This window comes from Actinoplanes sp. SE50/110, assembly GCF_900119315.1.
In the GTDB taxonomy this organism is placed as follows: Bacteria; Actinomycetota; Actinomycetes; order Mycobacteriales; family Micromonosporaceae; genus Actinoplanes.
The window spans coordinates 6,724,887-6,739,372 of sequence record NZ_LT827010.1; the positions used below are offsets into that span (position 1 = coordinate 6,724,887).

General features: G+C 73.6%; 10 protein-coding genes. 6 read left to right on the forward strand and 4 right to left on the reverse strand.

All coding sequences use genetic code 11. From position 1 onward, the window contains the following. Positions 1-214: 214 nt before the first annotated feature. Positions 215-892 (reverse strand): response regulator transcription factor, encoded by a 678-nt coding sequence (locus ACSP50_RS30165; RefSeq protein WP_043515780.1) that lies wholly within the window; start codon positions 890-892, stop codon positions 215-217. A 27-nt stretch (positions 893-919) separates the two neighbouring features. On the opposite strand from ACSP50_RS30165, the gene ACSP50_RS30170 reads away from it, so the two are divergent. From ACSP50_RS30170 to ACSP50_RS30195, 6 genes are all read left to right on the forward strand, one after another. Next, a complete protein-coding gene (locus tag ACSP50_RS30170; protein WP_155123677.1) occupies positions 920-1,489 on the forward strand; it encodes a hypothetical protein in 570 nt (189 codons plus the stop codon). Next, positions 1,486-2,841 (forward strand): ATP-binding protein, encoded by a 1,356-nt coding sequence (locus ACSP50_RS30175; RefSeq protein WP_014693091.1) that lies wholly within the window; start codon positions 1,486-1,488, stop codon positions 2,839-2,841. The genes ACSP50_RS30170 and ACSP50_RS30175 overlap by 4 nt, the downstream gene beginning before the upstream one ends. A 165-nt stretch (positions 2,842-3,006) precedes the next feature. Beyond that, positions 3,007-8,484, forward strand: coding sequence for a non-ribosomal peptide synthetase (locus ACSP50_RS30180; RefSeq protein WP_014693092.1), 5,478 nt, complete (start codon positions 3,007-3,009; stop codon positions 8,482-8,484). Beyond that, positions 8,477-9,565, forward strand: a complete 1,089-nt coding sequence (locus ACSP50_RS30185) for a Trans-acting enoyl reductase (protein ID WP_014693093.1) — start codon at positions 8,477-8,479, stop codon at positions 9,563-9,565. Before ACSP50_RS30180 ends, ACSP50_RS30185 begins: the two co-directional genes overlap by 8 nt. A 51-nt stretch (positions 9,566-9,616) precedes the next feature. Beyond that, positions 9,617-10,261 (forward strand): TetR/AcrR family transcriptional regulator, encoded by a 645-nt coding sequence (locus tag ACSP50_RS30190; RefSeq protein ID WP_014693094.1) that lies wholly within the window; start codon positions 9,617-9,619, stop codon positions 10,259-10,261. A 128-nt stretch (positions 10,262-10,389) separates the two neighbouring features. Next, positions 10,390-11,586, forward strand: coding sequence for a cytochrome P450 (locus tag ACSP50_RS30195; RefSeq protein ID WP_014693095.1), 1,197 nt, complete (start codon positions 10,390-10,392; stop codon positions 11,584-11,586). Positions 11,587-11,627: 41 nt separating this feature from the next. On the opposite strand, the gene ACSP50_RS30200 is transcribed toward ACSP50_RS30195, so the two are convergent. The 3 genes from ACSP50_RS30200 to ACSP50_RS30210 are packed head-to-tail and all read right to left on the reverse strand — an operon-like array spanning position 11,628 to position 14,484. Continuing rightward, the gene (locus ACSP50_RS30200) at positions 11,628-12,587 is read right to left on the reverse strand and encodes an alpha/beta fold hydrolase (protein WP_014693096.1); all 960 of its coding nucleotides are present in this window, start codon (positions 12,585-12,587) and stop codon (positions 11,628-11,630) included. Beyond that, complete coding sequence (locus ACSP50_RS30205; RefSeq protein WP_014693097.1) at positions 12,584-13,939, reverse strand: NAD(P)/FAD-dependent oxidoreductase; 1,356 nt, start codon at positions 13,937-13,939, stop codon at positions 12,584-12,586. Before ACSP50_RS30205 ends, ACSP50_RS30200 begins: the two co-directional genes overlap by 4 nt. 23 nt (positions 13,940-13,962) lie before the next feature. Beyond that, a complete protein-coding gene (locus ACSP50_RS30210) occupies positions 13,963-14,484 on the reverse strand; it encodes a flavin reductase family protein (RefSeq protein ID WP_043512456.1) in 522 nt (173 codons plus the stop codon). Positions 14,485-14,486: the final 2 nt, after the last annotated feature.

Sequence of the window (14,486 nt, forward strand, 5' to 3'; positions counted from 1 at the left end):
TGCCCAGTCGTCCGCCGTCGCGAAGTGAGGGATTCGCTCGTGTTCCGAGCCGTTGCAAGTCTTCGTCGAAGCAATATCTCGGTCAATGCACTTAATGCATGATTAAAGCTCGGAAGCGTTCCGTTTCAGTTCCTTACGGAGCCCTTACGGGAACCTTTATCGGAGCGATGCGGTACGTGACGGTGAGCGTCGTCGCGGTGACAAGCGACGGGTCCTATCGGCCGGGTTCCGGCGCGGAGAGGCGGACACCGACGCCGCGGACAGTGTGCAGATAGCGGGGCTGGGCGGCCCGTTCCCCGAGTTTGCGGCGCAGCCAGGTGACGTGGACGTCGACCGTCTCCAGCGATCGGCTCTCCGCCGGCCACACGTCGGACAGCAGCTGACGGCGGGTCACCACCGTGCCCGCCCGCTGCATCAGGTACGCCAACAGGTCGAACTCCAGCCGGGACAGCTGCAGCGGCACCCCGTCGAGGCTGGCCGTGCGCCCCTGCGGATCCAGTGACAGCCCGCCCACGGTCAGGCCGGTGGCCGCCGGGCCGCCGTGGCCGCGGCGCAGCACGGCCGCGATCCGGGCCTCGATCTGCTCGGCCGAGTACGGCTTGACCACATAGTCGTCGGCGCCGGCCCGCAGCAGCCGGATCATCTCGCTCTCCTGCTCGCGGGCGGTGGCGACGACGATCGGCACCTGCGAGGTGGCCCGGATCCGGCGCAGGACGGCCGCGCCGTCGAGATCGGGCAGTCCGAGGTCGAGCACCACCACGTCCGGCGCCCACGCGGCCGCCTCGCGCAGACCGTCGAGGGCCGTCGCGCACAACCGGACGTCGTGCCCGGTCGCGCTCAGCAACCGGCCGACCGCCTGCCGGACGTCGACGTCGTCCTCGATCACCAACACCTGGGGCATTGCCTCACCGTATCGCTCGTGCAGAATACGACCATGGGCCGGAGCTGGAGTTATGTTGCGGGGTGGCTCGCGGTGACGATCACCGCGGTCGCCGTCTCCTGGTTCGGTGTCCGGCTCGGCGTGGCTCCGGCGATCACGGACGAGCCTCCGGTGGCGATCGACGTGAACCGCCGTTACACCGAGATCCGGTTCGGGCTCGCGGAGTCCGCGACGCCGAGCCGGGCCGCGCCCGGCCCGTCGAAGTCCCCTCCGTCGCACACCCCGGCACCGCCGGCGCACAGCCGGACGCCCAGCCGCCAGCCGAGCGCCCGGCCCCCGTCGGCACCCTCGCCGTCACCGACGCCGACGGTGGACCAGCGGCCCCGGTACCGGATCAACGCCGACGCCGGGACGATCACCGTCGCCTATTCGGCGACCCGGGTGGACGTGGTCGGCGCCGATCCACTGCCCGGTTACACGGTCGACGTCGTCCGGCGCAGCGACACCATCGTCGTGGCGCGGCTGTCCCGCCCCGGCCACACCTCGGCCATCACGGCGTACTGGAACGATGGCCCGGCGGCCCAGGTCATCGAGGACTACGGCGCATGAGACGCAGTTACGCACTGGTCGCCCTCGCCGTCACCACCCTGGTGGCGCTGGCGTTCGTCATCCCGCTCGCGCTGCTGGTGCACAGCGCCGTGCAGGACCGTGCGATGCGCGAGGCCGAACGACAGGCCCTCGGCCTCTCCGCCGTGGTGGTGGTCGCCACCGACCGCGACCTCGTCCTCAACTCGATCATGAGCACCCGCGCCGGGCAGAACGGCGAGCTCGCCGCGCACCTGCCCACCCTGGGCACCGTCGGCGTCAGCCGGGTCACGCCCGACGCCGTCATCCAGGTGCGGCAGCGGGAGACGGCCGGCACCGTCGATGTCGACGGCGGCCGGGTCTACCTGCGGCCGGTGGCGCTGCCGCAGGGACTGATCGCGGTCATCGAGGTGTTCGTCCCGGGCACGGCGCTGCGGGCCGGCGTCGGAACGGCGGTGCTGGTCCTCGTCCTGGAGGCGGTGGTGCTGGTCGGGCTCTGCATGGCGCTCGCCGACCGGCTGGCCGCCCGGATCGTCCGGTCCACCCGCGACCTGGCACGGACCGCGACCAGCCTGGGCGCGGGTCAACTGCATGCCCGGGTACGCCCCAGCGGCCCCCGCGAGATCGAGGAGGTCGGCGCGGCCCTCAACCTGCTCGCCGACCGGTTCCTGGAGCTGCTCGCGAAGGAGCGGGCGCTCGCCGCGAACCTGTCCCACCGGCTGCGGGTGCCGCTGACCGCGCTGCGACTCAACACCGAGGCGCTGACCGCCGGCGAGGACCGGGACCGCCAGCTGCGGGTCGTCGACCGGCTGGAGTACGAGATCAGCGCGGTGATCAGCGAGGCGAGCCGTCCCCTGGCCGCCCGGCCGCGCCTGCAGTGCGATCTCGGCGCCGTCGTGGCCGACCGTACCGGGTTCTGGGGCGCGCTCGCCGAGGACCAGGGCCGGCCGTGGCAGGCCGACCCGCCGCCCGACGGGCTCACCGTGCCGGCGGCCTGGTCCCGGGTCACCGAAGCGCTGGACGTCCTGCTCGGCAACGTCTTCCACCACACCGGCGAGGACGCTGCCTGCCGGGTCACCGTCGTCCGGTCGGACGGGTCGGCGACCGTGATCGTCGACGACGCCGGCCCCGGCTTCACCGACCCGGACGCCGCACTGGCCCGCGGCGCCAGCGACGCCAACTCCACCGGCCTGGGGCTCGACATCGCCCAGCGGCTCGCCGCCGACACCGGCGGCACACTGACGGTGAGCGGCAACGAATGGGGCGGCGCCCGGGTCAGCCTCACCCTGGGCACGCTGCCGGACGAGACACCGGCCGCCGCACCGCGCCGGCGCCGCTGGTGGCACGGCCTCGGCGGCGCCCACGCCCGCCGGTGACGTCGGTCGCTCCAGGCTCGCAGGCGGGTCCGCGCGGGAATTCCCGGAAGTTCGCGGTCGACCGGTAACCGCGAAGCGGCGCCGGGACCGGTCTCCAGAGATTCACCAGTCACCTTTGCAAGGGTGTGTCGAGACAGTGACAACGGGCTTCCGGGAAGGAAGAACATGGCCATTGTGGAGACGGTGGCGGCCCTGCGGGCGGCCGGCATGGTGCTGTACGCCGAGGGCGACGACCTCCGCTATCAGGCGCCGAAGGGCGTGGCCACCCCGGAACGGCTGCGCTGGCTGCGTGACCACAAACCGGACGTCCTGGCGGTGCTGCGCGCGGACGGCGACGAGTTCGGCGGCCCGCTCGCCGCCGACCCCGAGCGGGCCGGCGAGCCGTTCCCGCTGACCGAGGTGCAGTCGGCGTATCTGCTCGGCCGGGGCAGCGCGTTCGAGTTCGGCGGGGTGGCCTGCCACGGTTACCTGGAGCTGGCCGTCCCGGACTGGCCGGTTCACGAGGTGGAGGCGGCCTGGAACCGACTGGTGGCCCGGCACGCCATGCTCCGCGCGACCGTCGCGGCCGAGGGATTCCAGCAGGTCGCGGCCGAGGTGCCCCATTACCCGGTCGCACACGCGGATCTGCGTGACGCCGGGCCGGAGGCGGTCCGGGAGGCGATCGCCACCGTGCGCGAGCAGCTGTCCCACCGGGTGCGGCCCACCGATCGGTGGCCGCTGTTCGATCTGCGCGCGACCAGCACACCCGACGGTCTGCTGCTGCACTTCTCGATCGACCTGCTGATCTGCGACTACAGCAGCTTCCGGCTGCTGCTGGACGAGCTGCGGCGCGAGGTGACCGGCGAGGGCGGCGACGCCGCGCCGGCCGTCACCTTCCGCGACTACGTCCTGGCCCTGCAGGGCATCGGGGAGACGGAACGTCACCGGCGCGACCGTGAGTACTGGTTCAGCCGGGTCGACGAGCTGCCGCCCGCGCCCGAGCTGCCGGTCCGCGCGGACGCGCCACTCGCGGCGCCGCACTTCACCCGCTTCGCCACCCGGCTGGCCGGGCCCCGCTGGCAGCAACTGCACCGGCGCGCGACCGACCTGGGGATCACCGCCTCCACCGCGGTGCTGGGCGCCTACGCCGAGACGATCGGGCGGTGGAGCCGCCACCCCCGTTTCACCCTGAGCCTGACCGTGCAGAACCGGCTGCCACTGCACCCGGACGTGGCCCGGGTCATCGGCGACTTCAGCTCGGTCAGCCTTCTGGACGTGGACACGACCCCGGTCGCGGCGTTCGGCGAGCGTCTGGCCACCCTGCACGGACGGCTGTGGCAGGACCTCGATCACCGCCTCTGCGGCGGCGTCGAGGTGCTGCGGGAGATCGCGCGCCGCCGGGGCCGGGCGGCCGCGGCCCTGCCGGTGACGTTCACCAGCACGGTGAGCGGCGCCCCGACGCCCGGCGCCGGCCTGATGCCGGGAGCGCGCCTGAGGTACGGGATCAGCCAGACGCCGCAGGTGTGGATCGACTGCCAGATGATGGCGGAGGACGGCGGCCTGCTGCTGCACTGGGACGTCCGGGACGGCGTCCTGCCCGACGGGGTCGCCGCCGACATGTTCGCCGCCTTCACCGAGCTCGTCGAGCGGCTCGCCGACGGTGACGCCGTCGACGAGGCGGACCCGGTCGTGCTGCCCCGCCGGCAGCGGGAGCTGGTGGCCGCGGCCAACGACACCGCCGAGCCGCGGGTGCGCGGGCCCCTGCACGCGGCGTTCCTGGACCGGGCGCGCCGCGACCCCGGACGGGTCGCCGTGATCGCGGCCGGGTGCACGCTGACCTACGGCGAGCTGCTCGCCCGGGCCGAGTCGCTGGCCGGGCTGCTGCGCGACGCCGGGTGCGAGCCGGGCGAGCGGGTCGGGGTCGTCGCCCCCAAGGGCGCGGACCAGGTCGTGGCGGTGCTGGGAATCCTGCTCGCCGCGGCCGCCTACCTGCCGGTCGATCTGGGGCAACCGGCCCGGCGGCGGGACACGATCCTGCGCGACGCCGGGGCCCGGTTCGTCGTCACCGACGCGGTCCACGCCGGGGAGCTGGCCGGGTCGGGCGTGGTCACGATCGAGGCGGATCGGCTGCCCGCGACACCGGCCCGGCCGGCCGAGGCGCCCGGGCCCGTCGGGGGCGACCTGGCGTACGTCATCTACACCTCGGGGTCCACCGGGACGCCCAAGGGCGTCATGATCAGCCACGAGGCGGCCCGCAACACGGTCGACGACATCAACCGGCGCTTCGGCGTCGGCGCCGACGACCGGGTCCTCGGGCTCGCGCAGCTCGGCTTCGACCTGTCGGTCTACGACGTGTTCGGCCCGTTGTCGGTGGGCGGCGCCCTGGTGCTGCCGCAGGCCGAACGGCGCGGGGACCCGTCGCACTGGGCCGAGTTGATGGTCACCGAGCGGGTCAGCGTGTGGAACTCGGTGCCCGCCCAGATGCAGCTGTTGACCGAGTATCTGGCGGCGGCGCCCGGCCACGACCTGAGCCGGCTGCGGGTGGTCATGCTCTCCGGCGACTGGATCCCGGTCACCCTGCCCGACACCGTGCGCCGCCACGCCCCCTCGGCCGAGGTGATCAGCCTGGGCGGGGCGACCGAAGCCTCGATCTGGTCGATTCACCACCGTGTCGGCGCGGTCGACCCGGACCAGCCGAGCATCCCGTACGGCCGACCGCTGGCCAACCAGAGCTTCCACGTCTTCGACGACGTGCTGCGGGAGTGCCCGGAGCTGGTGGTCGGCGAGCTGTACATCGGCGGCGCCGGCGTGGCCCTCGGCTACCTCGGCGACGCGGCGCGCACGGCCGAACGGTTCGTCGACCACCCGCGCGACGGACGGCGGCTGTACCGCACCGGCGACCTCGGCCGGCGGCTTCCCGACGGGGAGATCGAGTTCCTCGGGCGCGAGGACGGCCAGATCAAGATCCGCGGGCACCGCATCGAGGTCGCCGAGATCGAGGCGGCACTGCTCGCCCACCCCGGAGTGCAGGCGGCCGCGGTGATCCCGTACGACGACGAGGCCGGACGCCATCTCGCCGCCTTCGTCGAACCCGCGGCGGCGGACCGCGCCCCGCTGCCGGAGCGGCTGCCCGAGACCATGGCCGCGGCGGCCGCGGCGCGCATCGGCGCCGTCGACCGGGGTCGGGTCGCCGAGATGGTGGAGCTGCTCGACCGTGCCGCCCTGCAGTCGATCAGCCGACTGCTGGTGGACTGCGGGCTGTTCGCCGGTGTCGGGAGCCGGCACAGCGACCAGGAGATCATCGAGACGGTCAAGGCCGCTCCGGCGAACCATTATCTGGTGCGACGATGGCTGGGCGCCCTGGAGCACGAGGGCCTCGTCCGACGGGACCCGGACACCGGCGCGTACCACGGCCTGACCCGGCCGGACGAGGCCGCGGCGAAGCGCCTGCGGGACCGCGTCGACGTCCTGGAACCGGCCGTCCGGTGGGGCGCCGAGCTGGTGCGCTATCACCGGACCTCCGAGGAGAACCTGCAGGCGCTGGTCCGCAACGACATCGACCTCAAGACGCTGCTGTTCCCGCACGGGCGGCTCGACACCGCCGAGGCCGCGTACCGCGACAACCTGATCAGCCGCTACAACAACGCGGCCGTCATCGCCGCGCTGCGCACGATCGCCACCGGGCACTCCGGCGGTGGCCCGCTGCGGATCCTGGAGATCGGCGCCGGGGTCGGCGGCACCAGCACCGAGCTGATCCCCGCGCTGGACGACCTCGCCGTCGAGTACCTGTTCACCGACCTCTCGCACTTCTTCCTCAATGCGGCGGCCGAGCGCTTCGCGGCCTACCCCTGGGTCCGGTTCGGGCTGTTCGATCTCAACGCCGACCACGTCGAGCAGCAGATGCCGGACAACGGGTTCGACGTGATCCTGCTGGCCAACGTGCTGCACAACGCGGTGCACGCCGGCCGGGCGCTGGAGCTGCTGAAGGGGTTGGTGCGGCCCGGTGGCTGGCTCGTCTTCATCGAGGCCACCCGCGACGCGTACCACGTGATGACCTCGATGGAGTTCAATGCCGGGCTCACCGGGTTCGAGGACGAGCGGCGGGAGACCGGGACCACGTTCGTGCCCCGCGACCGGTGGCTGTCCCTGCTCGACGAGGCCGGCGCCGAGGTGGTGGCCACACTGCCGGCCGCCGACGACGCCCTGTCGCTGATCGGGCAACACGTCTTCGTGTCCCGGTTCAAGGCCGACCGCGCGCCGGTGGAGGTCGCGGACGTACAGCGGCACCTGGCCGAACGCCTGCCGGAGTACATGCTTCCGGCCCAGCTGCACACCCTCGACCGGATCCCGCTGACCGGCAACGCCAAGGTGGACCGCGGGCGGCTGGCCCGGTGGACGGTCCGCGGCGGGCGGCACGCGGCCGGCTCGGCGGCGTCGGCGCCCGCCGACGAGACCGAACGGCTGCTGGCCGACATCTGGTGCGCGATCCTGCCGGTCACCCGGATCGGCCGGGACACCGACTTCTTCGCCGCGGGTGGCGACTCGCTGCTCGTCGCCCAGCTGGTCGGGCGGATCCGGGACCGGGTGCCGGCCGCCCGCGACGTCGAGTGGGACCACCTGCTGCGCCGGGTGCTGAACCGGCCGACGATCGCCGACATCGCGGCCTACCTGCGCTCGCTCGAGTCGTCCGGGCCGGCGCCGGCCCCGTCGTCGCTGGTCTCCGTGGGCGACCGGGCCCGCCGGCCCGCCGCCGGCCCCGGGCAGCCGCTGCATGTGCTCGTGCACGACGGCACCGGCACCCTGATCCCCTACCGGGCGCTGGTCCGGGAGCTCTCCCCCGACGTGCCGATGGCCGGCCTCGTCCTCGACGACGAGCAGGAGTACCTCGACAGCGACCCGCACACGCTGACCGGCACGCTGGCCCGGCGGCACGCCGCCACCCTGGTCGCGGCCGGCCACGAGGAGGTCCACCTGATCGGTTACTGCATGGGCGGGCTGCTCGTCACCGAGCTGGCCACCCGGCTGACGGCGGCCGGCATCCGGGTCGCCGCGACCACGATCGTCAGCAGTTACCGGGTGCCCTACCTGGTCGAGGACGACCTGCTGGCCGAGTACATCTTCGCCCGGGTGATGCGAGCCGACCCGATCCGGCTCGGTTACCCGGCCGACGAGACCGAGACCCGGCGGATCGTCGCCGGGGCGGTCGCCCGCCACGGCGGGCGGGTCCCGGAGGGCAGCCTGCTCGAGCCGGGTGAAAACGGCGTACGCCCGGAGACGGTCGCCGGATTCCGGCGCCTGGCCGCGATGGACCCCGATGAGCGGCTGACCGCGATCGGGGCGGCCATGCCGGTCTCCGACGCCGGGCTGACCTCCGTGGACCGGCTGCGCCGCCAGTTCCGGATCGTCAAGCACAGCCTGGTCGCGGTCGCCTCGCACCGGCCCACGCCGTACGACGGTCCGGTGACCTTCGTCCGGCAGAGCGGTGAGGCGCAGGTCTTCCCGGGGATGCACCGCGACATGAGCGACTACTGGCGCGACGTGTGCACCGGTGAGCTGCGCATCGTCGACGTTCCCGGTGATCACTTCACCTGCATGCGACCACCGAACGTGCCGGCCGTGGCCCGGGCCGTGCGCCTCGCCGTGCCGCGGGGCGAGCATGCGTGAGCCGGCCCTGGTCGGGGTGCTCGGTGCCGGCGGCGCGGTGGGCACGGTCGCGGTGACCTGCCTGCTCACCGGGGGTGGCGTCCGGGTGAGGGCCGGTTGCCGCCGCCCGGGCCCGGCGCGGGCCGGGGTGCGGCCGGTGGCCGTGGACGTGACCGACCCGGCCACGGTGCGGCGCTTCGCCACCGGCTGCCGTCTCGTCCTGGACTGCACGGCCCCGGCGTACACGCTGATGGACCGGGTGCGCGCCGCCGTCGTCGACGCGGGCGCCGACTACGTGTCGGTGATGGACGACGGGCGGACGCCGCCCCCGCCCGCCGGGCGCACCGTCGTGCTGGCCGCGGGCGTCTCGCCGGGTCTGTCCGGGATGCTGCCGCGCCTGCTGGCCGAGGGACTCACCGGGCCGCTGAGCTTCACCGGGGCGTACGCGGGCCTCGGTGGCCTCACCGCCGGCGCCGCCGCCGACTACCTGCTCAGTCTGGACGCCGGGTACGGCGTCGCGCTGGCCGGCTGGCACGGGCGGGAGGTGCCGCGGGCGCTGCAGGTCGACGAGGACTTCCGGGTGCCGACTGTCGACCGGGCGCTGACCGGATATCCGTACCTGACCGCGGAGCTGCGCCGGCAGGCGCTCATGCTGCCGCTGGCCCGGGCGTCGTGGTTCAACGCCTTCGACGGCCCGCACCTGCTGGCCGCGACGACCCGGCGACGCGGGGCCGGGCCGCCCGGCGCGGAGGCGATCGCCGAGCTCGTCCGGGCGAGCCGGCTCGACGCCGCCGGCCGTCGCCCCTACCAGGTGTTGCACGGCGAGCTCGACGGATACACCGACGACGGCCGGCCGGTGCACCGCTCGGCGGTGATCCGCGGGACGGACGGCTCCGCCCTGACCGGTGTGGTCGCGGCCGAGGCGGTGCTGTCCGTGCTGGGCGGGCAGGTGCGGCCCGGTGTCCGGTACGCCTCGGACGTCGTCGACTCGCGGCGGCTACTGGCCGCCCTTCAGCGCCGTCTGCCGGATACGGTGGTGCGGTTCACCGGGGACGTCCCGTGTTCGACGGCATCGGCGGAGCAGGTCGAAGGCGTCCTCTAACGGTAGGGGGTACCGAGCAGTATGCAGTCTTCCCCGTCGCGTGGCGGCCGGATGGGACGCCCTCCCCGCCTGTCCCGGGAGGCCATCGTCGAGGCCGCCAAGCGGATCCTCGCCGAGGAGGGTGCCAAGAACCTCTCGATGCGCCGCGTCGCCAAAGACCTCGAGAGCACCCCGATGGCGCTCTACCACCACGTCAAGGACAAGGACGAGCTCCTGCTCCTGCTGCTGGAGGCGCACGCCGGGCAGTTCCCGCGCACCGACATGCCGGATGACCCGCGCGACCACCTGATCAAGGCCGCCCAGCTGTTGTACGACATCCTGGCCGACTGCCCGTGGATCGTCGAGGTGCTCGCCTCCGACGACCTGATGGCGGTGTCCGCCCTGTGGATAGTGGAGAATATCATCGATGGCGCCGTGCGCTGCGGCATGACGCCCGAAGAAGCCGTGTACGCCTATCGGGTGATCTGGTATTACACCGCCGGTGAACTGATGCTGCGCGTCGCTCGGGAACAGCGTTACGCCCGACCCGACGCCGGCGCACATCGGGAGAAGGCATTCGCGAACCTGGACCCCGAGCAGTTCCCGCGCCTGTCCTCACTGTCCGAACTGTGGCCGGCCCTGACCTCGCGCGACATGCACCGGCCGGGGCTGATCGCGATCGTCGACGGGCTGCTGCGCCAGACCGTCGGACGCTGACCGGGAAGGGGTGATCATCGCGTACGGGAAATTGTCGTCCAGATTTCCTTTAGAAGGTCGCATGGTCACCTTCCATAGCATCGAAGAGCGCCTGATTCCCGCATTTTTGGCAGCGCTCTGGAGGAATTGTGACCACCGCACCCCTCGATCTCGCCGCGCTCGGCGACGATTTCGCCCGCGATCCGTACCCCGTCTACACCCGGTTGCGTGAGCAGGGCCCCGTTCACCGGGTCTGGATGCCGGAGGGCGCCGAGGTGTGGCTCGTCGTCGGCTACGACGAGGCCCGCGCGGCGCTCAGCGACACCCGGCTGTCGAAGCAGTGGCACTCCGCGAGCGAGTCGTTCCCGATCAAGAGCCCGTCCGGCAGCCACATGATGAACTCCGACCCGCCACAGCACACCCGACTGCGCCGCCTGGTCGCCGGCGAGTTCACCCCGCGCCGGGTGGAGGCGTTGCGCGAGCGGGTCCAGCAGCTCACCGACGAGTTGCTGGAGGCGGTGCTGGCCCGGCCGGGCGACCGATTCGACCTGGTCGACGACTTCGCGTTCCCGCTGCCGATGGCCGTCATCTGCGAGCTGCTGGGGGTGCCGTTCCTGGACCGCGCGGAGGTGCGCCGCTGGGCCGACGCTGCGGTCTCCTCCAGCGTTCCGGCCGAGCGGCAGGCCGCCGCGCGCGACGCCGCCCGCTTCATCGACGCGCTCATCGAGCAGAAGCGCGCCGAGCCCGGGCCCGACCTGCTCAGCGCGCTGATCCGGACCACCGACACCGACGGCGACCGGCTCAGCGCCGACGAGCTGCGCGGCACGGTCTTCCTGCTGATCGTGGCCGGGCACGAGACCACCACCAACCTGATCGGCAACGGCGCGTATGCCCTGATGGCCCATCCGGACCAGATGGCGGCGTTGCGGGCCGATCCCGGTCTGCTCGACGGTGCCGTCGAGGAGATGCTGCGCTACGACGGCCCGGTGGAGAGCGCGACGTTCCGCTTCGCCCTCGAACCGATCTCGATCGGCGACGTGAAGATCGCGCCGGGCGAGGCGGTCATGGTCGCCCTGAACTCCGCCAACCGCGACGCCGGCCGCTTCGCCGACCCCGAGCGCTTCGACATCCGCAGGGCCACCACCGGCCACGTCGCGTTCGGCCACGGCATCCACCACTGCCTGGGCAACGCGCTGGCCCGGATGGAGGTCCGCATCGCGTTCGCCGGCCTGCTGCGAGCCTTCGCCCGTCTGGAGCTGGACGCACACCCGGCCGCGCTGGCGTGGCGTCACGGCATCCTGGTCCGCGGGCCGCACCACCTGCCGGTGCGGTTCACCCGGGCCTGACCGGCGGGCCCGCTCCGGTGCTGGAGCGGGCCCGCCCCGGCTCAGGCCGTGGCCAGGAACTCCCGCAGGATCCCGGTCACGTGCTCCGGGGACTCCTGCTGGACCCAGTGGCCGGCACCCGGAACGACGACCGTTCCCCGGTGGCCGGGTGCGAGGGCGGCGACCGCGGCGTCCATCGCCGCCACCCCGGTGAAGGCCTTGTCCCGCTCGCCGATGACGAACAGGGCCGGCACGGTGATGACGGCGCCGTCGTACACGGCGGTCAGCTCCCAGTTGCGGTCCAGGTTGCGGTACCAGTTGAGGCCGCCGGTGAAGCCGGACCCGGTGAACGCCTCGACGTAGGCCGCGATGTCCGCCTCGGTCAGCCACGGCGGCAGGGTGACCGGCGGCTCGGGCGCCAGGTCCAGGAACCCGCCGCCGGGCGGCACCAGGGGCGCCACCGGACCGGCGTCGGCCGGTCGGCTGCCCGAGGCACCGAACAGCATCCGGCGGAACGTCGTGCCGAGGTCCTTGCCGAATTCGGCCTCGGCCACGCCCGGCGTCTCGAAGTAGTTCCAGTAGAACCGGCCGCCGAACCGCTCCCGGGCCGCGAGCAGCGGCGGCTGCGGGCCGCGCGGCGCCAGCGGCGGCACGCTGACGCCGGCCACCGCGCGCACCATGTCGGGCCGCATGGTGGCGACCGCCCAGGCGACCAGGGCACCCCAGTCGTGCCCGACCACGAACGCCTGCTTCTCGCCGAGCGCCCGGATCAGGCCGACGACGTCACCGGCCAGCTGCGGCAGCGTGTACGCCTCGACGTCGGCGGGACGGTCGCTGCGGCCGTAGCCGCGCTGGTCCGGCGCGACCACGCGGTAGCCGGCGGCGGCCAGGCCGGCGAGCTGGTGACGCCACGAGTACCAGAACTCCGGGAACCCGTGCAGCAGCACCACCAGGGGCCCGGTGCCCTGCTCCGCCACGTGCAGACGGACTCCACTCAGTGCGACGTCGTGATGTTCGATCACTTCCCGGCCTCCTGCCGTCGTGTCCGATCCGGTCCGCGGGCCGCGGCCCAGAGCAGTCGCGGTGTCAGCAGCGCCGACACCGGCTTCGCCAGGGCGATGACGTCCACGAGCGCCCGAGCCACCGGCGGGCGGGCGGTCGCGACGTGGGTGATCCGGTCGGCGTACCGGTTCTGGAGACGTCCGGCCGGGCCGGGCCGCGGGCCGAGCACCCGCGGATGACGCAGGTCGTCGCTGACCGACAGGTCCCAGGCGTCGCGGCCGCGCCGCCGGACGGCGCGCTGCACGCGGCCGGCCAGGCCCGGCGTGTTGCCGTGCCGCCCGACGCCGGCGGCCAGCGCGGCCACCCCGAACGCCGCCACCGACATGCCGTGCGCATGCGCCGGGTTCAGCACCGCCGCCGCGTCGCCGACCGCCACGAACCGCTCCGGCCAGGTCGGCAGCCGCTCGAAGAGCGAACGGCGGTTGACCAGGCCCCGGAACCCGCGCGCCGGACCGACCGGCTGCGCGGCGGCGAGGGCGTCGGCGATCCCCGGGTGGGGCAGCTGCTTGGCGAAGGCGAGGAACTCGGCGTCGCCGGTCGGCGGCTCCGAGCCGCGCATGCCGATCATCGTGGCGGTCATCAGGCCGTCCTCGATCGGCAGCAACACGCCGCCGACCGCGTCACCGGTCACGTTGGCGATCATGACGATCGCCGGTGGGCGCCGGCCCGGGGGCAGGCCGGCGTCGAAGATCCTGGTCGCATACGCCGTGCCGGCGTCGACCACCTCGTCCGGCACCTCGGGCAGACCGACCTCCCGCAGCCAGGAGGCGACCCGGCTGGACCGCCCGGTCGCGGCGACCACGAAGTCGGCGGCGACCGTGGACCGTTCGCCGGTGCGCCGATCGCGCAGCACCGCACCGTCGATCGCGGCCGGCCCGCCGAGCAGCCCCACGACGTCGTGCGCGCCGAGCACGTCGATCCGGTGCCGGGCCAGCACCCGGTCACGGACCACCCGGTCGAGCAGATCACGTCCGCAGCAGACGACGTACTCGTCGTGGGGTGTGCGGGGCAGCCAGCCGTACTTGGTCAGGAAGGCCACCTCGGTCGGTGCGGCCAGGAAGTGCGCGCCGGCGCCGCGCAGGTCGGCGAGCACCCCGGGCACGAGGCGCTCCATCGCCCGGGCGCCCGCGCCCATCAGCAGGTGGGACTGGCGCGCCTGCGGGATGCCCCGGCGCGGGCCGGCGCCGGGGCCGAGGTCGTCGCGGTCGACCAGCGTCACCGTGTCGAAGTGGCGGGCCAGGGCGGCCGCGGCGAGCGAGCCGGCCAGCCCGGCGCCGAGCACCAGGGCGTGCCGGGTGGGTCCTGCGACCATGGGGGTCCTCTCTAGCGGCGGGCTCAGGCCGGCTCAGGGGAGTCGGGCCAGGTGGCATAGCGGCGCAAGCCGTACAGCAGCGGGTGTTGCTCGCGGAGGGCGGTGACCCGCTCGACCAGACCCATGACCACCGTGTGGGTCCCCACGACGTGGGTCGCCATGACCGAGCAGTCGGCGACCGTGTGCGCGTCCGCCACCAGGTGCGGCCCGGCCGCCCCGTCGCCGTGGCGCCACTGGATCAGGTCGAAGCGGTCGGCCCGGCCGGAGCCGAACATGTGGGCGATCTGCCGGGACCGGGCATGCAGCAGGTTCACCGCGAACCGGCTGCTGCTCGCCACCGCTTCCCGGGTCGGGCTGTCCGAGCGCAGGCAGACCAGCAGGACCGGCGGGTCCAGCGACACGCTGCACAGCGACGTGCAGGTCATGCCGCGGGGAACCGCCGACTCCCCCAGCGCGGTCACCACGCTGACACCGGTCGGGAACGACGCCATCAGCAGCCGCAGGTCGCCGGCCGGGGGCGTGCCGATGATCGGATCGATGGTCATGG

Bases quoted from the DNA above. Each gene is read 5' to 3' on its own strand.
- ACSP50_RS30175 (WP_014693091.1), top strand. From the start codon at position 1,486: ATGAGACGCAGTTACGCACTGGTCGCCCTCGCCGTCACCACCCTGGTG.
- ACSP50_RS30180 (WP_014693092.1), top strand. From the start codon at position 3,007: ATGGCCATTGTGGAGACGGTGGCGGCCCTGCGGGCGGCCGGCATGGTG.
- ACSP50_RS30185 (WP_014693093.1), top strand. From the start codon at position 8,477: ATGCGTGAGCCGGCCCTGGTCGGGGTGCTCGGTGCCGGCGGCGCGGTG.
- ACSP50_RS30190 (WP_014693094.1), top strand. From the start codon at position 9,617: ATGGGACGCCCTCCCCGCCTGTCCCGGGAGGCCATCGTCGAGGCCGCC.
- ACSP50_RS30205 (WP_014693097.1), bottom strand. From the start codon at position 13,939: ATGGTCGCAGGACCCACCCGGCACGCCCTGGTGCTCGGCGCCGGGCTG.
- ACSP50_RS30210 (WP_043512456.1), bottom strand. From the start codon at position 14,484: ATGACCATCGATCCGATCATCGGCACGCCCCCGGCCGGCGACCTGCGG.